The sequence below is a fragment of the Kordia sp. genome (genome assembly GCF_022447245.1).
GTDB lineage: Bacteria > Bacteroidota > Bacteroidia > Flavobacteriales > Flavobacteriaceae > Kordia.
The window spans coordinates 1-23,589 of record NZ_JAKVBC010000028.1; the positions used below are offsets into that span (position 1 = coordinate 1).

The 23,589-nt window shown below is 33.1% G+C and carries 25 protein-coding genes and 1 riboswitch; of the genes, 16 read left to right on the forward strand and 9 right to left on the reverse strand.

The window, feature by feature from the left end; all coding sequences use genetic code 11:
• The first annotated feature begins 155 nt into the window (after positions 1-155).
• From MK119_RS17150 to MK119_RS24395, 5 genes are all read left to right on the forward strand, one after another.
• Positions 156-1,952 carry a DEAD/DEAH box helicase gene (locus tag MK119_RS17150; protein WP_290681169.1) on the forward strand — a complete coding sequence of 599 codons (1,797 nt, stop codon included), beginning with the start codon at positions 156-158 and terminating at the stop codon, positions 1,950-1,952.
• Positions 1,953-2,067: 115 nt separating this feature from the next.
• Positions 2,068-2,841 (forward strand): carboxypeptidase-like regulatory domain-containing protein, encoded by a 774-nt coding sequence (locus MK119_RS17155; RefSeq protein WP_290681172.1) that lies wholly within the window; start codon positions 2,068-2,070, stop codon positions 2,839-2,841.
• Between the two features lie 626 nt (positions 2,842-3,467).
• Positions 3,468-5,108, forward strand: a complete 1,641-nt coding sequence (locus MK119_RS17160) for an alpha-amylase family glycosyl hydrolase (protein WP_290681175.1) — start codon at positions 3,468-3,470, stop codon at positions 5,106-5,108.
• Between the two features lie 9 nt (positions 5,109-5,117).
• The gene (locus MK119_RS24390; protein WP_366512838.1) at positions 5,118-5,309 is read left to right on the forward strand and encodes a hypothetical protein; all 192 of its coding nucleotides are present in this window, start codon (positions 5,118-5,120) and stop codon (positions 5,307-5,309) included.
• Between the two features lie 82 nt (positions 5,310-5,391).
• Entirely contained in the window at positions 5,392-5,613 is a 222-nt protein-coding gene (locus MK119_RS24395) for a GNAT family N-acetyltransferase (RefSeq protein WP_366512839.1), read from the forward strand.
• A 464-nt stretch (positions 5,614-6,077) separates the two neighbouring features.
• Here the strand turns inward: MK119_RS24395 and MK119_RS17170 are convergent, their stop codons facing one another.
• The 3 genes from MK119_RS17170 to MK119_RS17180 form a co-directional block, all read right to left on the reverse strand.
• Positions 6,078-6,329: a hypothetical protein gene (locus MK119_RS17170; protein WP_290681177.1), complete on the reverse strand. Its 252-nt coding sequence runs from the start codon at positions 6,327-6,329 to the stop codon at positions 6,078-6,080.
• A gap of 122 nt (positions 6,330-6,451) precedes the next feature.
• The gene (locus MK119_RS17175; RefSeq protein WP_290681180.1) at positions 6,452-6,790 is read right to left on the reverse strand and encodes an SRPBCC family protein; all 339 of its coding nucleotides are present in this window, start codon (positions 6,788-6,790) and stop codon (positions 6,452-6,454) included.
• A 225-nt stretch (positions 6,791-7,015) separates the two neighbouring features.
• Entirely contained in the window at positions 7,016-7,672 is a 657-nt protein-coding gene (locus MK119_RS17180; RefSeq protein ID WP_290681379.1) for an RNA methyltransferase, read from the reverse strand.
• A gap of 113 nt (positions 7,673-7,785) precedes the next feature.
• On the opposite strand from MK119_RS17180, the gene MK119_RS17185 reads away from it, so the two are divergent.
• The 3 genes from MK119_RS17185 to MK119_RS17195 all read left to right on the forward strand — a co-directional run bounded on the left by MK119_RS17185 (position 7,786) and on the right by MK119_RS17195 (position 10,131).
• Positions 7,786-8,979 (forward strand): hypothetical protein, encoded by a 1,194-nt coding sequence (locus MK119_RS17185; protein WP_290681183.1) that lies wholly within the window; start codon positions 7,786-7,788, stop codon positions 8,977-8,979.
• Positions 8,961-9,653, forward strand: coding sequence for a Sir2 family NAD-dependent protein deacetylase (locus MK119_RS17190; protein ID WP_290681186.1), 693 nt, complete (start codon positions 8,961-8,963; stop codon positions 9,651-9,653). Before MK119_RS17185 ends, MK119_RS17190 begins: the two co-directional genes overlap by 19 nt.
• Before the next feature lie 136 nt (positions 9,654-9,789).
• Positions 9,790-10,131 (forward strand): hypothetical protein, encoded by a 342-nt coding sequence (locus tag MK119_RS17195; protein ID WP_290681189.1) that lies wholly within the window; start codon positions 9,790-9,792, stop codon positions 10,129-10,131.
• 325 nt (positions 10,132-10,456) lie between these two features.
• Here MK119_RS17195 and MK119_RS17200 read toward each other — a convergent pair whose 3' ends face one another.
• Complete coding sequence (locus MK119_RS17200) at positions 10,457-10,933, reverse strand: heme-binding domain-containing protein (RefSeq protein WP_290681192.1); 477 nt, start codon at positions 10,931-10,933, stop codon at positions 10,457-10,459.
• Between the two features lie 35 nt (positions 10,934-10,968).
• Here MK119_RS17200 and MK119_RS17205 point away from each other — a divergent pair, with 35 nt between their 5' ends.
• The 3 genes from MK119_RS17205 (at position 10,969) to MK119_RS17215 (ending at position 13,560) form a co-directional block, all read left to right on the forward strand.
• Entirely contained in the window at positions 10,969-11,535 is a 567-nt protein-coding gene (locus tag MK119_RS17205; RefSeq protein ID WP_290681195.1) for an adenylosuccinate lyase, read from the forward strand.
• Between the two features lie 75 nt (positions 11,536-11,610).
• Positions 11,611-12,954 carry an adenylosuccinate lyase gene (gene purB, locus MK119_RS17210; RefSeq protein WP_290681198.1) on the forward strand — a complete coding sequence of 448 codons (1,344 nt, stop codon included), beginning with the start codon at positions 11,611-11,613 and terminating at the stop codon, positions 12,952-12,954.
• 108 nt (positions 12,955-13,062) lie between these two features.
• Positions 13,063-13,560: a hypothetical protein gene (locus MK119_RS17215; protein ID WP_290681201.1), complete on the forward strand. Its 498-nt coding sequence runs from the start codon at positions 13,063-13,065 to the stop codon at positions 13,558-13,560.
• A 57-nt stretch (positions 13,561-13,617) separates the two neighbouring features.
• Here MK119_RS17215 and MK119_RS17220 read toward each other — a convergent pair whose 3' ends face one another.
• The 4 genes from MK119_RS17220 to MK119_RS17235 all read right to left on the reverse strand — a co-directional run bounded on the left by MK119_RS17220 (position 13,618) and on the right by MK119_RS17235 (position 15,722).
• Positions 13,618-14,157, reverse strand: coding sequence for a DUF4252 domain-containing protein (locus MK119_RS17220; protein WP_290681204.1), 540 nt, complete (start codon positions 14,155-14,157; stop codon positions 13,618-13,620).
• Between the two features lie 99 nt (positions 14,158-14,256).
• Positions 14,257-14,796: a DUF4252 domain-containing protein gene (locus tag MK119_RS17225; RefSeq protein ID WP_290681207.1), complete on the reverse strand. Its 540-nt coding sequence runs from the start codon at positions 14,794-14,796 to the stop codon at positions 14,257-14,259.
• A gap of 7 nt (positions 14,797-14,803) precedes the next feature.
• Positions 14,804-15,226, reverse strand: coding sequence for a hypothetical protein (locus MK119_RS17230; RefSeq protein ID WP_290681210.1), 423 nt, complete (start codon positions 15,224-15,226; stop codon positions 14,804-14,806).
• The gene (locus MK119_RS17235; RefSeq protein WP_290681213.1) at positions 15,213-15,722 is read right to left on the reverse strand and encodes a sigma-70 family RNA polymerase sigma factor; all 510 of its coding nucleotides are present in this window, start codon (positions 15,720-15,722) and stop codon (positions 15,213-15,215) included. Before MK119_RS17235 ends, MK119_RS17230 begins: the two co-directional genes overlap by 14 nt.
• Before the next feature lie 137 nt (positions 15,723-15,859).
• On the opposite strand from MK119_RS17235, the gene MK119_RS17240 reads away from it, so the two are divergent.
• The 3 genes from MK119_RS17240 (at position 15,860) to MK119_RS17250 (ending at position 18,931) form a co-directional block, all read left to right on the forward strand.
• Complete coding sequence (locus MK119_RS17240; RefSeq protein ID WP_290681215.1) at positions 15,860-17,356, forward strand: S41 family peptidase; 1,497 nt, start codon at positions 15,860-15,862, stop codon at positions 17,354-17,356.
• Positions 17,357-17,613: 257 nt separating this feature from the next.
• Positions 17,614-18,168, forward strand: coding sequence for a hypothetical protein (locus MK119_RS17245; protein WP_290681218.1), 555 nt, complete (start codon positions 17,614-17,616; stop codon positions 18,166-18,168).
• A gap of 514 nt (positions 18,169-18,682) precedes the next feature.
• A complete protein-coding gene (locus MK119_RS17250) occupies positions 18,683-18,931 on the forward strand; it encodes a hypothetical protein (RefSeq protein ID WP_290681221.1) in 249 nt (82 codons plus the stop codon).
• A 77-nt stretch (positions 18,932-19,008) separates the two neighbouring features.
• Here the strand turns inward: MK119_RS17250 and MK119_RS17255 are convergent, their stop codons facing one another.
• On the reverse strand, positions 19,009-20,871 hold the full coding sequence (locus tag MK119_RS17255) for a TonB-dependent receptor (protein WP_290681224.1): 1,863 nt from the start codon (positions 20,869-20,871) through the stop codon (positions 19,009-19,011).
• A gap of 65 nt (positions 20,872-20,936) precedes the next feature.
• A riboswitch (cobalamin riboswitch) is annotated at positions 20,937-21,175 on the reverse strand.
• Between the two features lie 73 nt (positions 21,176-21,248).
• Here MK119_RS17255 and MK119_RS17260 point away from each other — a divergent pair.
• The gene (locus MK119_RS17260) at positions 21,249-22,424 is read left to right on the forward strand and encodes an ABC transporter substrate-binding protein (protein ID WP_290681227.1); all 1,176 of its coding nucleotides are present in this window, start codon (positions 21,249-21,251) and stop codon (positions 22,422-22,424) included.
• On the forward strand, positions 22,425-23,456 hold the full coding sequence (locus tag MK119_RS17265) for an iron ABC transporter permease (protein ID WP_290681230.1): 1,032 nt from the start codon (positions 22,425-22,427) through the stop codon (positions 23,454-23,456).
• Positions 23,457-23,589: the final 133 nt, after the last annotated feature.

Consider the following 23,589-nt stretch of genomic DNA (forward strand, 5'->3'; position numbering starts at 1 on the left):
AAAAACCATTAATTCAAAATAAAACACTACCTTTGCGCCTTAAAATCTCAGAGCGAGATGAAGTTACGCAGCGTCAGGGTATTTTATTAGGTCGTAGCGCTCTATGTAACTTCCAAACACAGCAAGAAGCTGTGCGAACCTTTTAAAATTACAGTATGACAAAATTTGAAGAATTAGGTCTTCAAGATTCGCTATTGCGCGCTATTCAAGACATGGGCTTTGAAACGCCTAGTGAAGTTCAAGAAAAAGCAATTCCATTATTACTAAGTGAGGAAACTGATATTGTGGCACTTGCCCAAACAGGAACTGGTAAAACAGCCGCTTTTGGCTTCCCATTAATCCAAAAAATAAATGCAGACAGTCGCACAACGCAAGGTCTGATTTTATCGCCTACGCGAGAATTGTGTTTGCAAATTACCAATGAATTAAAGAGCTATTCTAAATACGAAAACATCAATGTAGTTGCTATTTATGGTGGCGCAAGCATCACAGATCAAGCAAAACAAGTAAAGAAAGGGGCACAAATCGTGGTGGCAACGCCTGGACGTATGCAAGATATGATCAACCGTCGTATGGTTGATATTACAAAGATAGAATATTGCGTATTGGATGAAGCCGATGAAATGTTGAATATGGGATTCTACGAAGATATTACTTCTATCCTATCACACACACCAGAAGACAAAAGCACTTGGTTATTCTCTGCTACTATGCCAAGAGAAGTTTCTGTAATTGCTCAAGAATTCATGTTTGAGCCAAAAGAAATCACAGTAGGTTCACGTAACTCAGGATCTGATTCGGTACGTCACGAATTTTATGCAGTAAGTGGACGTGATCGTTATTTAGCACTCAAACGTTTAGCAGATGCAAATCCAGATATTTTCTCAGTAGTTTTCTGTAGAACAAAACGTGATACGCAAAGTGTTGCTGAAAAATTAATCGAAGATGGTTATAGCGCTGGAGCATTACATGGAGATTTAAGTCAGAATCAACGTGATTTAGTGATGAAATCGTTCCGCACACGTCAAATTCAAATGTTAGTAGCAACCGATGTCGCTGCTCGTGGAATTGATGTTGATGATATTACACATGTAATTAACTACCAACTTCCTGATGAAGTAGAAACCTATACACACCGTAGTGGTCGTACAGGTAGAGCTGGAAAAAAGGGAGTTTCTATGGTGATTGTTACCAAAAGTGAAATGCGTAAAATCAAATCGGTTGAGCGTAAAATTCAAAAGAAATTTGAGCAAAAAAATATCCCTACAGGAATTGAAATCTGCCAAATTCAATTGTTTCACTTAGCCAATAAAATTCACAATACAGAAGCAAACGAACAGGTAAATGAATACTTGCCAAAAATCATGGAAATCTTTGATGATACTTCTAAAGAAGAATTGATCAAACGAATGGTTTCTGTAGAATTTAACAGATTCTATAACTATTACAAGAACAAGCGCGATCTAAATCAACCAAAAGGGAACAATGAAGATCGTGGGTCACGTGGAAAAAGTAATGAACATAGCACACGTTACTTTATCAATGTTGGATCAAAAGATGGTTACGATTGGATGCGCCTGAAGGATTTCTTAAAAGAAACCTTGAGCTTAGGTCGTGATGACGTATACAAAGTGGATGTAAAGGAAAGTTTCTCTTTCTTTAATACTGATAATGACAAAAAAGAACAAGTTTTAGCTCACTTTACGGACTTTAAAGTAGATGGACGCTTTGTAAATGTAGAAGAATCTACCAACTCTGGTGGCGGTGGCGGACGCCGTCGTAGAGATAGAGATGGCGGAGGAAGAAGACGTAGAGATGGCGGCGGAAATGGTGGCGATCGTAGAAGAAGCCGCAGAAGCGAAAACAAATCCTCTTCAAACGGAGGAAGACGCCGTAGAAGTGATAACGGTGGAGGAAATGAACGTTTTAGAGGAAGATCTAGAAGAAAATAACCACAATATTGTTAATATTTAGTAAAAAGTGTGCTTTGGCGCACTTTTTACTGTTTTGTTTAGTACTTTTATACGACTATTAGTCGGAAGACTAAATTTTACAAAAATTGCATACATGAAAAAAGTATATACATTTCTACTTTTATTATTAACAATTACTACACTTTCCGCTCAGGAAATGAAAAAATTGTATGCGAAAGTTGTCAATGATGCAGACGATAAACCGATGAAAACGGTGCACGTTGTTAACTTGACTACTATTAAAGGTGTAATTACCAATGAAAAAGGAGAATTTGAAATTGATGCCAAAGCTGATGATGTCCTATTCTTTTCTTTCTTGGGATTCAAATCCATCAAAGTACGTGTTACCAATGACATGTTAAAATACAAAGGTTCTTCTACCATTAGAATGACAGAATTGGCGTATGCATTGGAGAAAGTAGTTTTAACTCCATATCAATTGACAGGATATTTAGATATTGATGCTAAAAACGTTCCAATACGTCCAAACTATCGCTATCGTATTGCTGGACTTTCTACTGGATATGAAGCAGGAGACAAATCACCAGGTGCTATCTCGTCTGTCTTAGGAGCTATTTTTAATCCAGCTGACTTTTTAAAAAATCTCTTTGGTAAAAAACCAAGACAAATGCGAAAGCTGCGTCGTATGAAAGAGGATGATAAAATTAGAGACTTATTGGCTTCTAAATTTGATCGTCAAATGTTGCGCGAATTGCTTCAAGTAGAACGTGTGGATATCGACGAAATTCTATCTTTGTGTAATTATTCAAAAACATTTATTACCAATGCTAATGACCTTCAAGTATTGGATGCAATTAATGATTGTTATGAGGAATACAAAGTTTTGAGTAGACAAAAGAAGAAATAAATCTCACGAATTTTACTATTATATCCATAAAAAAGCTAACCAAAGTCCGCTTTCAATATTAATATCCTAATTTATTCAGATGTAGATTTAACTATTTTCTTCCTTCTTAGTCTTTTCAAGATATCCCTTGTTAGGACATTTTGTCCAGTTATCACAACAACTTATTATGGCTCTTCCACCAAATAATGCAAAATTAGATTGAAAACTTGAGACACTTTTTTTGTTAAGTTTTAAAGAATTAAGATTTCTTTTTTTCATTTGGTAAAATTTAAAAGTTAATAATGATTTCAATGTACAAAATCAACCTCTTTTTTTACTTTCTACTGTACGAAATAAATTAATAATTTATAAGATAAATAATGCAAAACTACCAACTATTCACTTTATAGTCAATTACAATTTTACTGTACAAAAAACAGCTTGAAATTCACTTTACATTTTTCAATTATATAATCAAAACCTCTCTTTTTTAAATTTTCTCCATCAAAAAGAAAATAAGTTATTAAGAAAATTAACAACTCAATCGTTGTAGTAGCACTTTTTTTATTCGATCCAGATTTTAGAGTATGAAAAAAGTTGTGTAAACTTTATATTGCAGTAATACTAACAAAAAATATCCCTTCAATATGAAGCAATTATTCGTCATATTTTTACTTTCTTTTCTTGTTTTTGGATGTAATTCTAAATCATCTGAAGTCATAAAAAAAACTACAGAAGCACAACCTTTTGTATGGGAAGCTGCAAATGTGTATTTTATGTTGACAGATCGTTTTTATAATGGAAATACAAAAAATGACCTCAACTATGATCGCACCAAAGAACCAGCAAAACTAAGAGGTTTTATGGGTGGTGATATGGCTGGAATTACCAAAAAAATAAAAGAAGGATATTTTGATGATTTAGGCGTGAATGCGATTTGGTTTTCCCCTGTATTAGAGCAGATTCACGATAGTACAGACGAAGGTACAGGAAACACCTATGCTTTTCACGGATATTGGACCAAAGATTGGACACAGTTTGATGCAAATTTTGGTACAGAAGCTGACTTTAAGGAATTGATAGAAACTGCACACAAGCACGGAATCCGAATTTTAATGGACGTTGTTTTGAATCATACAGGTCCAGTAACTGAAAAAGATCCTGTTTGGGACAACACTTGGGTTCGTACGGAACCTAGTTGCAAATTCAAAAGCTACGATTCTTCGGTAAACTGTACACTGGTAAAAAACCTTCCCGATGTATTGACCAATAGCAATGAATCAGTTGCATTGCCTGCTCCGCTAGTTGAAAAATGGAAAGCAGAAGGTCGCTACGAAGAAGAAATGAAAGAGTTAGACAACTTCTTTCAAAAAACTGGTTTAACAAAGAATCCAAAGAATTATATCATCAAATGGCTAACAGATTATGTACGTGAATATGGTGTAGATGGATATCGAGTTGACACCGTAAAACATGTAGAAGAAAGTGTTTGGGATGAGCTCAATAAATATGCACAAATTGCATTTGCAGATTGGAAAAAAGCAAACCCTGAAACTGTATTAGATGATAAAGATTTCTTTATGTTAGGAGAATTGTATGGATATTCCATTGATCACAAGCGTTTTTATAATTTTGGCGATCAAAAAGTAGACTATTTTGCCAACGGTTTTGACAATTTGATCAATTTTCAATTTAAGTACGACGCAAAAAAAGACTACGAAAGTATCTTTTCAAAATACGACAACATTCTTCACAACGATTTAAAAGGAAAAAGTGTCATGAACTATATCAGTTCACATGATGATGGTAACCCTTTTGATAAAGCTAGAACAAAACCATACGAATCTGCAACAAAACTATTATTGACGCCTGGAATTTCTCAAATTTACTATGGAGACGAAACGAAGCGTCCACTAATCATTGAAGGAACAAACGGCGATGCTACCTTACGTTCTTTTATGAATTGGGACAAGATGAACGATACAGATACAAAAGCCTTGCTCCTACACTGGCAAAAGCTTGGACAATTCCGTAAAGCACATCCAGCAATTGGCGCAGGACGACATACGATGTTATCTAAAAGCCCATATACATTTTCAAGAACGTATAATAACGATACTGTAGTCGTTGCTTTAGATGTTGCAAAAGGTAAAAAACAGATTTCGGTTGGAAAACAATTCACTGATGGCACAACAATTACAGATCACTACTCAGGAAAAACTGCCACTGTTGAAAATGGAAAGGTTACTATTGATTCTGAATTTTCGATTGTACTTTTACATGAGTAAAACGCATACATGAAAATAATTTTAGAAACAGAACGCACCTATTTTCGAGAACTAACTATTACTGATGCAGTATTTTTCTATAACTTAAATCTTGATGAAGAAGTATTACAGTATACAAGAGATGTTCCTTTTGAAAGTATTCTTCACGCAAAGAAGTTTCTAGAAACATACGATCAATATAAAAAAGTATGGAGTTGGTAGATGGGCAGTAATTCACAAAGAAACTAACGACTTTTAGGGTTGATGTGGATTAAAATATTCACCTGCATCTAACGAATACGATATTGGTTTCCGTTTCTTTAAAAAATATTGGAATCAAGGATATGCCACAGAAACCGCGAAAGCTTGTATTTCAGATGTTTTGAATAAATTACACATCAAACAAATCATCGGTAGAGCCATGAAAGCTAATATTGCTTCTATCAAAGTGCTTGAAAAAATTGGGTTACACTATCTACAAGATTTTCACTTTGACGAAAAGGCTGGTATTGTTTTTACAACTTAAGAACAGAAACATGCTAGCTCGTTTATTTTTTTATTGTATTTTTACTCAATCGTGAATATAAAAAGACATAACACCATTTTTTTGTTATTACCTGTGTAATAGTTTTTGTTCTATTTTAAACAGTACAATTAAATAAATTATCTCACTTTTTGTTTAGTTTTGACGAAGGATTTACCCCAATATATGGTATCTTTTTGTTGATGATATATTTCGTTTTTTTTCATATTTTCCAATACAAAAAACAGCGGTTTAAAGTGTTGTTATATACTTTTATGACCGCTATTCTATCTTTTATTTTAGGGATTACGACATTTGGGCTTATCATGCGGTATCTACATTATTTAGATCAAAAAAGAACACCTTTGGGTTGGGATTATAACTACCAATGGTTTTCCTTGATTTTTGTGGCTCTGTATTTAATTTTTTCAATCGAATACATCCACAAAAAAAATTCTAAATAGTCTTTACGCTCTTGAAAACAACGCATTTTTGTTTCCTTCCGAATCAATAAATACCGCCATATAGCCTGTATCGGGTGAAATCATCGTTTTTTCTTTAACAATAGTTCCGCCAGCTTCCTCAATGATAGCTCGTTCATTCGCTACATCTACGGAAGAAAAATAGATCAATATACCATCTGTTTTACTCGGCACATACGATTCATATTGTATCAATGCTCCTGTACAGCTTTCTCCGCTGGTTTTGGAAGAAACCAACCATATAGTAATCCTCCTAAATCTTGCACTTTTATAAAAACTTTAAATACTGTTTCATAAAACGTTTGTGTACGAATCATGTCTGTAACAGGAATTTAAAACCAGTTTACCATAACTTTTATTTATTTTTCTAAATGTGCTTTTAAATCTGCCAATCCTTCTTCAAAATTTTTTCCAACAGCTTTATCCATATTCATAAACAACATAAAAATATTGAATGGAACTTTATTTTTTCCTGAAAATCCCCAAGTGACTCCGGTTTCGTTATCGCCTAAATTTTCTGTTTGTAAAAAAGCATCAGCTTCCGATTTACAAGGTTTGAAAAAGCGAAGTTTTGAAATTACTTTTTCATTTTCTATAATTTTTAAAATTTCCTGCTCTCCTTCTCCAACATCTTTATTTCCTTGCAAACGTGCCACAAAACCAACTTCTCCATCGCTTCCTACATAGGATTGCGTCATATTAGGATCTTTCTTTTTTCAAGGTGACCATAAATCTTGATTTTTAATAGATTTTACAAATACAAATGTATCCTCTAAGGATCGTTTTACAATAATACTTCTAGATACACTAAAGTTTTTAGCCGTTCACAAGAATTTTTGTAGTTAACTGTTGTTGAACAACAAATTTAACAAAAGAAGACATCGTAAATAAAAACTCTAAAAGTATTCCAAGTACACAAATCATTAAGAATGTGTTTTTTGATAACGTTGTAAAATATCATCAATACTACGAATAGATTTTTTGCACCAATCAAATCGTTTTTCTAATATTTCCTCAGCTGTTAATTCCCAAGCTAAATTAGAGTTTCGCAACTTTGTAGTCGCATGCTGAATGGTAATCGCGGCAGAAACTGAAATATTCAAACTTTCCGTAAATCCAACCATCGGAATTTTTAAAAATTCATCTGCTTCAGAAAGCACTTCTTCACTCAATCCTTCTCGTTCTTTTCCAAAAAAGAAGGCTGCCTTTTCCGTTACATCAAAATCTTGTAAATATTGAGAATCTTTATGTGGTGTAGTGGCTATGATACGATATCCCTCGGAACGCAAACGTGCTATGCAACTTTTGGTATCGTTGTATCGATGAATATCTACCCATTTTTGTGCGCCCATCGCAATCTCTCTATCCATCTTTTTCCCGAGTCGCTCCTCGATAACATGCACATCTTGCAAACCAAAAACATCACAACTACGTAATACAGCGCTTGTATTATGAAGTTGATACACATCTTCCACTGCAACAGTGAAATGACGTGTGCGTTGAGCTAACACTTTGGAAAACAGCATTTTTCTACGTTCTGTAAGGTAACTTTCTAAATGTTCTAATAAATCTTCATTAATCATCCTACAAAACTATCATAAAAACTCAAGCGAGCAAAATACCAAGATGTTTGGTAAAACACTTTAATACATAAATAAATTCATTATTTTAGTACATCATTAAAATCCGACGAATGAAGTATATTTTCTCCTATTTTCTCTCTTTTTTTTGTTGTATGATGGTTTTCTCTCAAGAAACAACCGAGATATATGCTAAAAATGAGTTTTCAAATGATGAAAAAGTAGTTGAATTTGGGCAACGCTTCGCAGATTCTTTTTATGAAGAAGATACTTCTTTTTTTATGGACAATTTTAACTTGCAAAGCTTTGCTGAAAAAGTAGTTTCAATTAACGAAAAAGCAACAAAGGAAAATGCGATTAAAAAATTCAATGCTGTTTTTAAAAATGGGATATTTCTTGAAAAGTTTCATAAGTTTCCAGAAGATATTCGTGCTGCTTTAGCAAGAGGCGCTTCTTATAGTCTGGTAAATTTCTATTATCATTTAGATGAACGCAAATATCATTTGCTATTTCGCATGTATTCTGATAATGGTGGTTTAAATTATCATGACTATCAATTAGGATATGAAGATGAGAAGTTTCACCTGAACGATGTTTTTATTTTTACAATGGGTGAATACTTAAGCGATACCTATCAAGATTTATACGAGCTAACCATTCCTGGTAAAGACACCAAAGATACAGAAACCAATAAGGAACGTTTAAAAGGCATGGTGTATTTTGCACGTTTGAAAATTTTATTAAACACAAAAAAATATAAAGAAGCCTTAGAACTCACACATAATCTTACAGGTGATTTTACTGAGAAAAAAATATACTATACGACTAAAATTAAAATTGCATCAAAAATCAATAATGTCTATCACTTAGAAGCTATTGATGAATTATTAAAAAAATTCCCAAACGATCCATATACCAAACTCATGGAGATTGATTATTATGTGATGTTGAAAGATTATAACGCTACCATGCAACTTTTGGATGAAATTCAACAAAATACCGAAGACACTTTTATTGAATATGTGCGCGGAAATGCTGCTTGGCAATTCAAAGATTATGAATTGGCAGAAAAAGCCTATGCAAATACCATTATTGAATATCCTAGTTTTGCCGAAGCCAAAATCAACTTGATGTACTTATACGATTTTTTAGAAAAGCATGAAGATAATATTGTGTTGTTGAATCGTATGATAGAAAATGAAGAATATGATAAAAAAGATTTAATCGATTTCATTGATGATAAATCTAATGAATTTGTCAACTTACCAAACGCCCGCATTTATAATAGATGGAAAAAGAAAAAATAGTAGTACTTAGTGGTGCAGGGATTAGCGCTGAAAGTGGCATCAAAACGTTTCGTGATGCAGATGGATTATGGGAAGGACACGATATTATGGAAGTAGCTTCGCCTATTGGTTTTGATAAGAATCCTGCGCTTGTATTAGACTTTTACAATCAACGAAGACGACAATTGAAAGAAGTTGCTCCTAATGAAGGGCATAAAGCTTTGGTCACACTTGAAGAAAAATACGATGTTATTATTGTAACGCAAAACGTGGACAACTTACACGAGCGTGCAGGAAGTTCTAAGATCATGCATTTACATGGCGAACTGACTAAAATGAGAGGTGTACAGTATCCGTACAAAATTTATGATTGTCCAGGCGATATAGTTGTTGGTGACGTCTGTGAACGTGGTTCGCAATTACGTCCACACATCGTTTGGTTTGGTGAAGATGTTCCAATGATTGAAACTGCTGTAACCGAATGTGAACAAGCCGCTATTTTATTGATTATTGGCACTTCTATGCAAGTGTATCCTGCCGCTAGTCTTATAAACTTTGTACCGCAAAATATTCCTATCTATTTCATTGATCCTAATCCTGCAGTGAACCAAAGTTTGTATCAAAATCTTACTGTTATTGCGGAGAAAGCCTCTACTGGTGTTTCCAAAGTTGTAGAAGAATTGATGAATTCATAGAATCTTTCGAGTAATCAATACAAAATGTCATGAAACGCATTGAAAAAGAAATTGCTGCATGGATTAAACCTTATGCGCCAATTATTGGAGAGCCTGATGTTCCTTTTGGTCTGCATGAAAGAAATAAAACCCTAGTGTGTTTTCCGTAAGACTTACATTACCTAGTCACTTTGAACGTTTTGCTTTAGCATTGCATTCTTTTTGGATTGATGAAAAGTTTGATGAGCGTAAAATCAAAATAATACACAATCATGACGAAGATTTTCTCAAAGAAGTATACACGGGTATAAATTGGAATGAATTTTATCAACGAAAACAACTTCCTTTTCACCTTAATGCCAGTATTTTACATTTCTGCGAATTTAATTACCCTTTTCCACAAATAGGCAATGAGTTGTATTCAGACATAGGATGTATGGATGAAGAGCATTTAAAGGCTATAGTCTTTATTGCAATGTATTTATATGGATATCAATAAATTGAGGTGTTTTATGTATTCTTGGCAACCATACAACTTGAAGACAATTTATTGTACAGAGGAAAAATAAGCGAGTTACTCGACTTCCTAAATACTGTAGAACAAGATGTTGTAGCCACACCTTGTCTTATATATCCTATCTCTAAAAATTGAATGATAAGCACTGATGTTTACCTTGCTTTTTATAGTATTGCAGGCGAATCAAAATTCATAAACTTATTCACGCAACAATTACCCAATGAAATTATTGAAGTTGTGATCAAAAAGCAACCTAACAAAACAAGTATTTAGTAAAAAACATACTAACACCCAAGACCCAAAAAATCTATTTCCCTTTCTCAATTTCCAAAGCTAAGAAACCTCTAGCTTCTTTTACCCAAGCTTCTATTTCTTTGATTTGTTGTTCCGATAGTTTAGCATCCGCATGTGTCCATAAATAAGAAGGAATTGGCATGTGTCCTTCCTCTATTTCTTCTATAACTTCTTCTAGCTTATGATCTTTGCGTTTTGCAGTGTACGTATTCCATTCAGAAAAATTCAATTCTTCTTTTCCATGTTCAATATGTTCTGCCATCCAATACGAAATTGGCTCAATATTGCTATACCAAGGATAACGCGTATTGCTTGAATGACAATCATAGCATGCAACTTTTAATGTCGCTGCTACAGAACTAGGTAAATTCGTTTCTTCTATAAATGGTTTTAAATCAGCGATATCGCCTTCATTTTTTTCTGGTCCAAAAAATTGTAAAATTACTAATGCAATTAATGCTAAAACTGCTATCTTTTTAAGTATCTTCATGTTGCGATTTTTGATGTCCATAAAATATAAAAAGTATGACATTTGAACAACTCTATTCGGAGCTAAATTATGTAAACCATTCTCGCGAAAAGCGAAATTACTATGCCAATATTGTTTTGAACAATCCTCAATTGCTTCCAACATTATTAGAAGTTGTATTTACGGTTGATGATAAAATTTCCGCAAGAGCTGCTTGGTTGTTTGAGTTTGTGGCTAGAGAAAACTTAGATGCCATTTTACCACATTTAGATACGTATATTGAAAAAATGCATACGGTACATCTAGATCCAGCAGTGCGACCTATGGCAAAAGTTGCCGAATATTTGATTGAAGCTTTTTATCATAAAAATGACAACGCTACTAAAAAGCACCTTACCCAAAAACATCGTGAAAAAATCACAGAAGCTTGCTTTGATTGGATGATTAGTGATCAAAAAGTAGCTGCAAAAGCGTATTCTATGCGTTCCTTATTTTTATTAGGAAAAGAATTTGATTGGATTCATGGAGAATTAATCCTAATCTTAGAACGTGATTATGCTTCACAAAGTGCAGGATTTAAAGCCAGAGCCAGAGACCTTATCAAACGAATGAAAAAAGCTTGAAAATGAAGTGCTAAAATTTTATTACAAGCATCGTAACAAGTATATTTGTGTCCTTAAAATAACAACACAATTACAATGATGCTTACTCCACTTAATGCAATTTCTCCAATTGATGGAAGATATCGTAACAAAACTATCGCTTTAGCTAATTATTTTAGTGAAGAATCTCTTATTAAATACCGTGTTTTTGTTGAGATTGAATATTTTATCGCTTTATGCAATCTGCCGTTACCACAGTTAGAAGGCTTTGATGTTTCGCTTTTTGATGATTTACGTGCTATTCATGAAGACTTTTCAGCTGAAGATGCACAAGCAATTAAAGAAATTGAAAAAGTAACCAATCATGATGTAAAAGCAGTTGAGTACTTTATCAAAGAGAAGTTTGATCAACTAGAAATTTCAGCATATAAAGAATTTATTCATTTTGGATTAACGTCACAAGACATTAACAATACAGCCATTCCGCTTTCTATCAAAGAAGCTATTCAACAAGTATATCTTCCTGAACTGGTAAAAGTATTAGAAAAGCTAAAAGAACTTGCCAATGAATGGGCAGCGGTTTCCATGCTCGCTAGAACACATGGGCAACCTGCTTCTCCTACACGTTTAGGAAAAGAAATTGAAGTTTTTATTACACGTATTGAAGCACAAGTAAAAACACTGTCTGTTATTCCACATGCTGCCAAATTTGGTGGTGCTACAGGAAACTTTAATGCACATAAAGTCGCGTATCCTGCTATAGATTGGAAAGCTTTTGGAAATGATTTTGTAGAACGAATTTTAGGGTTGCACCACTCGTTTCCAACTACACAAATAGAACATTATGATCATGTAGCAGGAATTTTTGATGGAATGAAACGCATCAATACTATTTTAATTGATTTAGATCGCGATTTCTGGACCTATATTTCTATGGACTACTTTAAGCAAAAAATCAAAAAAGGAGAAGTTGGATCTTCTGCAATGCCACACAAAGTAAATCCAATTGATTTTGAAAATAGTGAAGGAAACTTAGGTATTGCCAATGCAATTTTCACCCATTTAGCTGCTAAATTACCTATTTCAAGACTACAACGTGATTTAACAGATTCAACTGTACTTAGAAATGTAGGTGTCCCATTCGGTCATACATTAATTGGGTTTCAGTCTACTCTAAAAGGTTTAAACAAATTATTATTAAACCAAGCTAAGTTTGAAGAAGACTTGGAAAATAACTGGGCAGTTGTTGCTGAAGCCATTCAAACTATCCTTAGGAGAGAGAATTACCAAAATCCTTATGAAGCATTAAAAGGACTTACTAGAACCAACGAAAAGATAACCCAGACGTTAATTAGCGAATTTATTGACACTTTAACGATTTCTGATACTGTAAAATTGGAATTAAAGCAAATAAATCCTACAAATTATACAGGAATATAGTCTTTAATGTCCTTTCGCATTGTTTTTTTGTTAATTTTGTAATGCCAAGAACTAACAAAAATAATTATTGTGAATATCAAACTCACAAATTCGAAAGAAGGTAAAAGTTTGAATGCATTACAAAACACAGGAAGACTACAAATCAAAAAAGGTGTTTATAATAAAGCGTTTAAATCTTTTATTATGGACAATTATGGTTCAGGAGTTCATTTTGGAAATATGAATAGTAATCTTGAAGAAATCCTAAAAAACTTGTCTTTAGACCATTTAATGGAGAGCAAAGTAAAACTCCCTAGGATTGATGTTAATACATTATCAGTCGTAAAGGATAATAGAAATGAGTTTTCCGATTTTGATTTATATGAAAACTTTGAATGCACCTTTTTAGCTAAAGAAGGTGTAAGCTCAGATAATTTCATGAAAGGTATTGAAGTCTTACAGACTAATTTTTTAGACACATACAATCAAAAGATTCATGAAGAAATTACAGAGATAGAAAATAAAAATCGCATACAAGCAAAAAAAAGAGAAGTTAAAGAAATCGTCTTTTTTACTTTATTATCAATTATTTCATTGATATTGATTTATTTTTACTCTAATGGATAATAAAATCAATACAAATAAAAAATGGATAAATGTCATGTAACATTTATCCATTTTTTTTTAGTTTGAGGACATCAAGTTTGATAAGTTTCCCAAGTCAAAGTTGAAAGGTGTACTCCGTTGTTCTGACATTTTATATAATTCCATAAATTTCTCCAACGTCATATCATTTCCAATGATACGCATGACTGCAAAGCGCATTTCTTTTTCTGAAACAAATGCAATGATTTCATCGATCGTATCGTCATTACCTATGTATTTGATAACTCCATTACGACCTAAGTTGATCAATTCTTCGTATTTTTCTTGGTTCAAAATTGCCTTGACATTATTTTTTTCTGTGGTAAACTCTTCCTGCTTCATATTTTCAGGTCTATAAAATAGTAAGTTTACTCGATCCACAGCTTCAAGAGCTTCTTCTTGTTTTTTAGTAAACTGCATTCCTTCTTGCTTTAGAAGACTTACAGGAATTGTACTTGAAGAAAACCCTGCTTTTTCAGCGTGATCTAGAAAATAATTTCGTAAACTATTTTTGTCGGAACAACTTGTTGTTCCCATGACGACTAACAGCAGTATTAAAATTGATTTAAAAGTTTTCATAATTTTTTGATTGTTGATTGTTTTTTGATGTGATGAATATAAATAAAAATGCGTCAACGAACAACTAGTGCCCATTGACGCAAAACAGAGATATGTGCATTAATTTTTTTGAACTTGTTTTAAGTGCTCTCCTCCTGGAATGTTCATCTGGCTTGTTAATTTCGATATTTTAGTCAAATCGATGTCTCCAAGTAAAGAAACCACTACTGTGTTGATACTTCTATCTTTCAATTTCACTTTATCTTCAATACCAGTGATATACATTAAAAGTTCTTTCACATGCGTTTCATCTTTTCCTTCTTTTACGTAAAACTTAACACGAGTATCACCATCTCTTACTTCCATTAACTCATCCAACTTAGAAGAACGCTTGTTTACCCATGAAGTAAAATCTGAAGCAATCGCTTTATTTTCGGTTGCTAAAAATCGTAAACTTTTCATGTTTTTCACCATTTCTAAATAATCTTTAGTTTCTGGATCGTCAGCATCAGCTCCTACTGTTGCTAACATTTTAAACATTTTAGGAGAAATTGATACAAACATTACATTGTCGTTGTCAGCATATTTCTCAAATATATTTTGTCCAAACGTAAGTACTGGCACAGCCAATAACATTACTAGTATTAAAATCTTCTTCATTTTTTAATTAATTGTTTTTTGTTATAAAAATCTTGTTCTTTGTTTCTTCAAATTGTGTTAAATAGTTGATATGACTAGCTCCTGTATTAAAATTTTCTGACACAAGAGACATGGCCATTTTAAAATCTGCTAAAGTTTCTTCGGCTTTTCGCTGCTTGTTCCATTCATTGATGAACAAACTTGTTGTGAGAATAAATACGGCGGCAACAGAAATCCATTTTAAATAATTTTTTCTAGGTTGTAATGGAACGTTACGAGTAGACTTCTCGGTTTTTAGATCGGTAAAATATTGAAACATTGATTGATATTCTTGCAAATGCGGCGCCACATTGTCTTGCGAAAAATATGCTTGTAACTCTTGTTCTTCTTGAACCGTTGTTGTTGCTTCAAAATACTTCTCTAGTAATTTTTCTATGTTAGCTAACTCCATAGTTGTGTTTTTTTACAAGTTCTTGTCTTATATATTTTCTTGCTCTCGATAATGCTACACGTATTGCTGTTGGATTCATGTTCACAACTTTGGCAATTTCATCAAAATCATACTGTTCCACATCTCTCAGTTGTATGATAATTTTTTGTTGCTCTGGCAGTTGTTCCATAATTTCATGAACAAAACTCACACTATCTTTTAATTCTACCTCGCGTTGTAATGATGTATTTTCGTCTCTATAATTACTATGAACTAATTTTAAATTGCCGGCTTGTTTCGATTTCAGTTTATCCAAGCAATAGTTTTTAGTCATTGTCATTGCAAAAGCTTCCACGTTATTATACGCTTCAATCTTCGATTTCTTAGACCATAACTTCATCAATACTTCTTGCGTAGCGTCTTCTGCTTCTTCGTTTGAAACTAGTAGGCGCTTTGCTAATCGGTATAATTTGTCTTTGAAAGGCAATACTGTACGTAAAAATTCTGCCTGCTTCATTTTTATGATCTATTGTTTTCGGTTAGTTATAAGGAAGACGAACGAGTTACGAATTTGTTACAAATAATTTTTATTTTACAATAATGTGGCTATTTTTAATGTTTATAAAAGTAAAACAAACTATGATAAAGAAAATTATGAATATAAAAAAGTTGCTATTTCTATTTGTCGCTGTTTCAGTTGTTTCAACAAGCTGTACTGATCAAGATGACAATCTGTTTAGTGTGGATTCCAGTTTGGAAGTTCAAGACTTTGTTTGGAAAGGATTAAACCTCTGGTATTTCTGGCAAGGTGAAGTTACTGATTTAGCCGACAGCAAGCTTGATGATAGTGCAGGATATGTTTCATTTTTACAAGGTTTCCCAAATCCAGCAAATTTATTTAATCATTTACTTCATCCTGATGATCGCTTCAGTGTGATTGTAGAGAATTATGATGATTTACAAAATTCTCAACAAGGAACTTCAGCTACTAATGGTGTTGATATTCGCTATATCTTTTTAAATAGTGGAAGTTCTGAAGTTATTGGATATGTACGTTATATCATACCTGGTTCTGATGCTGATGGAAAAGATATTCGCCGTGGAGATATTGTATATGCTGTGGATGGACAAAGTTTATTTTACAACTCTGAAACTGATAATAATTTAAACTTATTAAATCCTACTTCATACACCTTTAATTTAGCAGATTTATCTGTGACAGGTGGTGTTCGTTCTATTACTCCAAATGGGAGAAATATTGATTTAACTAAAACAAACATTACTGAGAATCCAATTTTAATTGCTTCTACTATTGATGTAGGTTCTAAAAAGGTTGGATATATTATGTACAATCAGTTCATTTCAAATTTTGATACACAATTAAATGGTGCTTTTGGAGATTTTCAAGCACAAGGTGTAACTGATTTAGTATTAGATTTCCGTTATAATCCAGGAGGATTTGTAAGTAGTGCTATTAGAATAGGGAGCATGGTAACAGGGCAATTTGAAGGTCAATTGTTTACGAAGTTTAGATATAATGATAAAATTCAGCCACTGCTTACTGACGAACAAGAGAATCGATATTTTACAAATACGCTAAGTACTGGTGCTGCTATTAATAGTCTTGGCTTATCTAAAGTATATGTAATTACTACAGGAAGTACAGCTTCGGCAAGTGAGCTTGTAATTAATTCATTAGAACCATATATAGATGTAGTACAAGTAGGAACAACCACTACAGGTAAAAATGAAGCTTCGGTTTCTTTATATGATTCGCCGTCATGGACATTTGGTGATTCTCAATTGAATCCAAATCACAAATGGGCAATGCAGCCGTTAATTTCTCGTTTGGAAAATAGCGCTGGTTTCTCAAATTATACTGACGGATTGAATCCTGATATTGAAATTGCAGAAGATTTAACAAATCTTGGAGTATTAGGAGATGAAACAGAACCTTTATTAGCTGCTGCTTTAGCAAATATTGCTGCCGCTGGAAGACCTGCTTTACAAGATCCAACAAAAATAATTCCAATTGAAGGAGTTACAGAAACCAAATTACGCAGAATTACAGGAAATCGTATGTATATTGATTTAAGAGTTGGTGATAACGATGATGCTTTACAAAACCATAAACTAATCATCAACGAGTAAAAATATTAGTACTTCACACTAAATAGGTAGTACTACTAATTCGTAAAACTATACTAGTAAAGTCACTCTTAATTGAGTGGCTTTTTTTGTGTTTCCTTATGATTTTCTTTTGAAATTACTGTTCACGAATTCAAATGGTAAGATAACTCAATGGTACTTTCCAATATCAATCATCTGCAATAGTTTTGAGTATATCAATACTTATTTAGATAAAAAATAGCTTCTCCTATATTATTCTGTTCTTAAGTCTTTCTTCTTTGTTTTCATGTAAAGTAACTACAAAAGCTACTCAAAAAGTTACCAATTCTCATACTGCTACTGACATTGAACAATACATTCAAAAACGATTTCTTCATGCAAGCGATAGTGTAAAAATTGGAAATGATTTTTTTATTGTCGATGGCGTTCCTTGCAGTGAAGAAGATCTTAACACTATTGATAAAAAAGACATCAGAGGTATCTATTTTATCAACACCAATAAGAATCCTATTAGATGTACAAGACCAAAATATGATCTACTTCCTTTTATTCTAACTAATAAAATTAGACAAAAACGAAAAGTAAAAAAAGAGAGCATAGCTTGGATTAAAGAATGCTATTTTAATAGACAATATACCATACATGATAAACCGCTAATTATTGTCAATACAAAACCATTAACTACACATACAGCTTTTCAAATATTGCAAACTTTGAAAGTTGGACATATTGATTTTATTCAAAAATACGAGGAACCACAAGTCATTAATGGATTTGAACAAATTTCAAAGAATGGTATTGTAGAAATTTTCTACAAAGTAAATCAAACATAAATATCACCTAAATAGGTTAGTATAAATGCCCAATTCATGTGTTTTTAAACGGTATTGTAGCTTCTAATTTTGAGGTATTCAATAATCATAACATTACTACCTAAAAATAGTAATGTCATAAGAAATATATATCATGGAATTAAAAAAAAGATTTAATCATTATTCATTTTCAAGAAGTTTTTTTTAATGACACAAATCAAGCTGTTAAAAAAACCGTAAAAAACAATTTACAACCCTTAGTAGACGCAGCACAAAAAATAGATATTCATGTAAGTTTTTGGGAAGATTTAAATACTTCAAATACCACATCTGTAATTCCAATTCCTGCATAAAGTGAACGTGTCAGTCGTTTTGAAGCTCCTTCAGAAGTAAATTTATCTTATAAACTACATGGACCAGAAGTAATTTTAACAAGCGGTTGGTTTGGTACTTGTATTAATAACGCTATAGAAAGTATTATGACTGCCTTTTTTAGACCGAAGCATTAGTATGCACAGGAGAACTTTCCATTCGCATGCCTCAAAAAACAGTTTTTGTATTTTCTGAATTATTGGAAAATTTATTAGACTCTAATATTATAAGCAAACTTCAAAGCGCATTTGACAATTCTTCAGCACCAAACAAATTAATAGTGAAAGAAAGAGGTTTACGTTACAGAATTATTAGAACTGCCACACAAGAAACGCTTACTAAACGTGTTGTTGTTCCAGTAACAAGTCAGCCTGTAGAACAAATATTTGACGTTGTATTTTTGCTCGATTAAGTACCTAAAGAGTTATACAAAAAAGCCATCCCGTTTGGATGGCTTTTAAAACTTATTGTTGTGGTATTAAATAAACTTTACAGGCTTAACGAAAATCCTACACGTACGTTAGTACCTCTCGTTGTAAATCCTGTAATCTCTGTATATTCTTCATTGAATATATTTGATACGGTAATAAATCCTGTCCAACGTTGGTTAAACTGGTGATTTACATTTGCTCCAATTAAATTGAAGGCTTCCAACTCCACAGTTTGGAATGTTGTAAAATCTCTGTCTAAACGCTCAGACGTGAATTGGTATGATAATCCTGCATTTGTCTTTGGAGAAAATGCATATCCTACGTTTAAGTTTGCTTTATGCTTTGGTATACGCAATACTTCTACATCTTTTTTCTCTGTAAATGTATAGTTTGCATCAATAGTTAAGTTTTCAATTGGCGTTGCAGATACCTCTACTTCTGCACCATTTACAGTAAACTCTTCATTTACATTTTGGTATTCACCTGCAAATGTTGTGAAATCTGTTACTGTATATTGAATAAAGTTTTCTTCTTTTCTGTTGAAGTATAATGCGCTTGCACGTAATTTATCAGATAACTGTACTTCTACTCCACCTTCTATAGTTGTATTTTCTTCTGGCTCTAAATTTGGATTTGGTCCAAAGTTTCCAAACAACTGCGATAATGTTGGTGCAATAAATGATGTACTATACGATCCAAATACCTTAGCATATCCTTGTCCTAAAGCCATACGATATGATGGATTTAAGTTGTATGTAAAGTGTGTTCCGTACTCACTGTGGTTGTTTAAACGTCCACCAGCATTTACGTTTAATCCGAAATCAGAAACATATACTACATTTACGTAAGGATCAACAATAGAAGAAGATTGCTCTTCTGCAAAAACCGTTTGGTTATCAATATAGTTTAATCCAACAACCGTATAAAACTGGTTGTTAAAGTTGTATTTGTTGTAAATATCTACAGCAATTGTTTCTCCTTCAAATGTTGACGGGAAGTTTGAGAAAAACTCACGATCAATGGTTGTATATGCAGCATTCATAGTAACACTACCGTTTTTGTATGTATATTTTGGAGCAATTCCAAAACGATATTGATCAGATACTCCTTCAAATTCTGCATCCGCTATTGGAGAAGAATTATCAAATCCATTTCTAAATTTATCTTGGGAACCAAAAATACTGACATTAAATGCATCCGAAAATGTATATCCTATTTTTACGTTTGCATTTATGCGAGAAAAACGATCACTTTCTTCACCAATTACTGCAGATAAACCATCAGTGCTTTGGTGACCAAAACTTACCGCATATGTTAAATCGTCTACAGTTCCGTCAACACGAGCACTGTTTGAAAAATCGTTTATGTTATAATCAGAATCGTCTTGTGATTGATTCGTTCCAAAAGAACTATTTACTCGTAAAGCGATAGTATCATCAGAGGCTTTTTTAGTTGTGATGCTAATTACAGCTGTAGCTGCACCACTTCCGTATAGAGTACTTGAAGCTCCTTTAATAATTTCGATAGATTCAATTTGATCTAGAGCAATCAAACGTAAATCAAAGTCATTTGCAATAGAAGAGGGATCATTTACCTGAATACCATCAACCATGATTAATACTTGGCGGTTGTTTCCTCCACGAACAAAATAACTTAGGTTTTGTCCAGCATTACTTCTACTTCCTAAAATTTCAATTCCACTTTTGGTATTGATAACCTCAGCAACTGTTTTTCCTTGATTTCTTTTAATTTCTTCACTAGAAATAGTGATCACTGTTTTACCAGAGTTTTCACGTTTTAATGCATGACGTGAATCAGAGATAACAACCTCATCTAATTGTTCAGTTTCGTCTTGTTGTTGTGCAAATACAGCTGTACATGCTAAAAACAAGGCACTAAGAGATAGTACTGTTCTTTTCATTTAGTTTTGTTTTTATGGGAATAAAGTATGGGTTTCCATACGCAAACTTTTATCCCGAAAGTTTGACATTAATTATGAAAATTGGCAGGTCTCCTGACTTACAATTTGCTATATACCTTCCCGAAAATTCAGTGGTCATGTAGTTATAGCAATTCATTTTTGAAATGAAGTACTGAATATCATTCAGCACATGCTTACAGTTGCGGGAACAGTTCAAGAATGAAGGTGCGTTGCCTTTTCACTTGATTCCCTTTTAATCCGAGACTACTAATGCATGCTCGAAACCAAAATTCGCCGCAAAAATAAACATTCTTTTAGAATCTATCTATATAAAACATGAAATAATATTACTTTTGAAAAAATAAGCAACCATATTCATGCAAGCATTCAAATCTATTTTTTGTGTATTATTTTTTTTGTGTATCCTTTGTTTTTCATGTAAAACAGAGAAAAAAGAAACTTCAAAAGAGACACTTCCCGGTATAGAAAAAGTTAAAACTACTACTGAAAATTTAGCACATGCCAAGAAATTTTCTATTGAAAAATCAAATGATATTACTATTATTACTGTATTTTCTCCTTGGCCAGATGCCGAAAAAGATTTTAAGTATGCCTTACTTCCGAGAGAAAAAGCTGCTAGCATTACTTTAGATCGCAATGCGTATGATGCTATTGTTTTAACACCAATAGAACGCGTGGTTGTAACCTCAACAACTCATATTCCTACTTTAGAAATGCTAGGTGTAGAACATACATTGGTAGGTTTTCCGCAAACTAATTATATTTCTTCTGAAAAAACACGTGCGTTGATTGATGCTGGAAAAGTGAAAGATATTGGACAAAACGAACAAATTAATATTGAACTTTTAATCGATTTACAACCTGAACTTGTGATTGGGTTTTCTATCAATAATTCAAATCCAACGTATGAAACTATACAAAAAGCAAATATTCCTGTAGTATATAATGGTGATTGGACCGAAGGAACACCTTTAGGAAGGGCAGAATGGATTCACTTTTTTGCACCTTTCTTTCAAAAAGAAGCCAAAGCAAAAGAAGTATTTAAAGATATCGCAGATAATTATCTAGAAGCTAAAAAATTAGCTACAAAAGCAACTACAAAACCTACCGTTTTGGCTGGTGCAATGTTTAAAGACATTTGGTATTTACCTGCTGGCGAAAGTTTTCAAGCGCAATATTTAATTGATGCAAACGCAGCCTATATTTGGGCAGATTCTAAAGGAACTGGAAGTTTATCTTTGAGTGCCGAAAGTGTACTGGATAAAGCTGCTGATGCTGATATTTGGATTGGTCCTGGACGCTTTAAAACGTATGAAGATATGAAAGAAGCGAATCGATTGTATGCTGAATTTGCTCCTTTTAAAAACAAAAAAATATATACTACGGCAAATACCATTGGAAAAACAGGCGGTACGATGTATTATGAATTGGCACCAACGCGACCAGATATTGTGTTGAAAGACATTATTAAAGCGATTCATCCAGAAATTTTGCCAAATTATCAACCTTTCTTTTTTAAACCTTTGTTATAGTTGCCTGATCAAAAATCATATCGTTTTACCTTTATTGTCCTGATTATAGTATTGATCGGTTGTTTCTTAATGAATATCAGCTTAGGTTCGGTATCTATTTCTATGGAAGGAATTTTTGCAGCCTTTACAGGTGGCGAAATTGAGAAAGAAACTTGGCGAACTACCATTTTATCGATTCGCTTGCCCAAAGCTATTGCAGCCGTTTTGGTTGGTTTTGGATTGTCGTTAAGCGGATTGTTGATGCAAACATTATTTAGAAATCCGCTTTCTGGACCTTTTGTGTTAGGCTTGAGTTCTGGAGCAAGTTTAGGAGTTGCGCTACTTATTATGGGCGCTTCTGCGTTTGGTGGATTTTTTGGAACACTTTTATTATCTAGTTACAGCTTAGTTATTGCGGCCAGTTTGGGAAGTTTCTTAGTTTTGTTAACTGTAATGATTGTGTCTACACGTGTAAAAGACACTATGTCTATTTTGATCATCGGATTGATGTTTGGAAGTATTACTTCTGCAATAGTAAGTGTGTTGACATATTTTAGTGATGCCGAAGAATTGAAACAATTTATGATGTGGACTTTAGGTTCGTTGGGAAATTTAAGTTGGCAAGAACTAGGGATTTTAAGCGGTTTGATTGTTGGTGGAATTTTGCTAAGTATTCTTTCCATTAAATCATTGAATGCTTTCTTATTAGGTGAAAACTACGCTCGTAGTTTAGGAATTGATATCAAAAGAGCACGCTATACTGTCATTATTGCAACCAGTTTAATGGCTGGAAGTTGTACTGCTTTTGTAGGTCCGATTGCGTTTATCGGCTTGGCTATTCCGCACATTACACGATTGTTTTTTAATACTACCAATCACAAAATCTTAGTCCCAAGTGTTTGCTTAATTGGCGGAATTTTATTGTTGGTTTGCGATAGTATTGCGCAGGTTCCGTTTAGTGATATTACCTTACCTATTAATGCCATTACTTCTATGATTGGCGCGCCTGTGGTTATTTGGTTGTTGGTACGCAAACGCAAAATGATTTTTTAGATGCATAAAGCTTTTTTCAAGGATTTAAAAGTTTTTGAATTATAAATCAATTGTATTTATATCTAATCTTTCTTTAACTACTCAATGATTTATCTAATTTAAAAAGTTCTAGAAATTTCAAGTTTTCTGTTGT

Excerpts from the sequence above, each read along its gene's own strand:
- MK119_RS17150 (WP_290681169.1), top strand. The coding sequence starts at position 156 with ATGACAAAATTTGAAGAATTAGGTCTTCAAGATTCGCTATTGCGCGCT.
- MK119_RS17155 (WP_290681172.1), top strand. The coding sequence starts at position 2,068 with ATGAAAAAAGTATATACATTTCTACTTTTATTATTAACAATTACTACA.
- MK119_RS17160 (WP_290681175.1), top strand. The coding sequence starts at position 3,468 with ATGAAGCAATTATTCGTCATATTTTTACTTTCTTTTCTTGTTTTTGGA.
- MK119_RS24390 (WP_366512838.1), top strand. The coding sequence starts at position 5,118 with ATGAAAATAATTTTAGAAACAGAACGCACCTATTTTCGAGAACTAACT.
- MK119_RS17175 (WP_290681180.1), bottom strand. The coding sequence starts at position 6,790 with ATGACGCAATCCTATGTAGGAAGCGATGGAGAAGTTGGTTTTGTGGCA.
- MK119_RS17185 (WP_290681183.1), top strand. The coding sequence starts at position 7,786 with ATGAAGTATATTTTCTCCTATTTTCTCTCTTTTTTTTGTTGTATGATG.
- MK119_RS17190 (WP_290681186.1), top strand. The coding sequence starts at position 8,961 with ATGGAAAAAGAAAAAATAGTAGTACTTAGTGGTGCAGGGATTAGCGCT.
- MK119_RS17200 (WP_290681192.1), bottom strand. The coding sequence starts at position 10,933 with ATGAAGATACTTAAAAAGATAGCAGTTTTAGCATTAATTGCATTAGTA.
- MK119_RS17205 (WP_290681195.1), top strand. The coding sequence starts at position 10,969 with ATGACATTTGAACAACTCTATTCGGAGCTAAATTATGTAAACCATTCT.
- purB (WP_290681198.1), top strand. The coding sequence starts at position 11,611 with ATGATGCTTACTCCACTTAATGCAATTTCTCCAATTGATGGAAGATAT.
- MK119_RS17220 (WP_290681204.1), bottom strand. The coding sequence starts at position 14,157 with ATGAAAACTTTTAAATCAATTTTAATACTGCTGTTAGTCGTCATGGGA.
- MK119_RS17225 (WP_290681207.1), bottom strand. The coding sequence starts at position 14,796 with ATGAAGAAGATTTTAATACTAGTAATGTTATTGGCTGTGCCAGTACTT.
- MK119_RS17230 (WP_290681210.1), bottom strand. The coding sequence starts at position 15,226 with ATGGAGTTAGCTAACATAGAAAAATTACTAGAGAAGTATTTTGAAGCA.
- MK119_RS17235 (WP_290681213.1), bottom strand. The coding sequence starts at position 15,722 with ATGAAGCAGGCAGAATTTTTACGTACAGTATTGCCTTTCAAAGACAAA.
- MK119_RS17240 (WP_290681215.1), top strand. The coding sequence starts at position 15,860 with ATGAATATAAAAAAGTTGCTATTTCTATTTGTCGCTGTTTCAGTTGTT.
- MK119_RS17250 (WP_290681221.1), top strand. The coding sequence starts at position 18,683 with ATGCCTCAAAAAACAGTTTTTGTATTTTCTGAATTATTGGAAAATTTA.
- MK119_RS17255 (WP_290681224.1), bottom strand. The coding sequence starts at position 20,871 with ATGAAAAGAACAGTACTATCTCTTAGTGCCTTGTTTTTAGCATGTACA.
- MK119_RS17260 (WP_290681227.1), top strand. The coding sequence starts at position 21,249 with ATGCAAGCATTCAAATCTATTTTTTGTGTATTATTTTTTTTGTGTATC.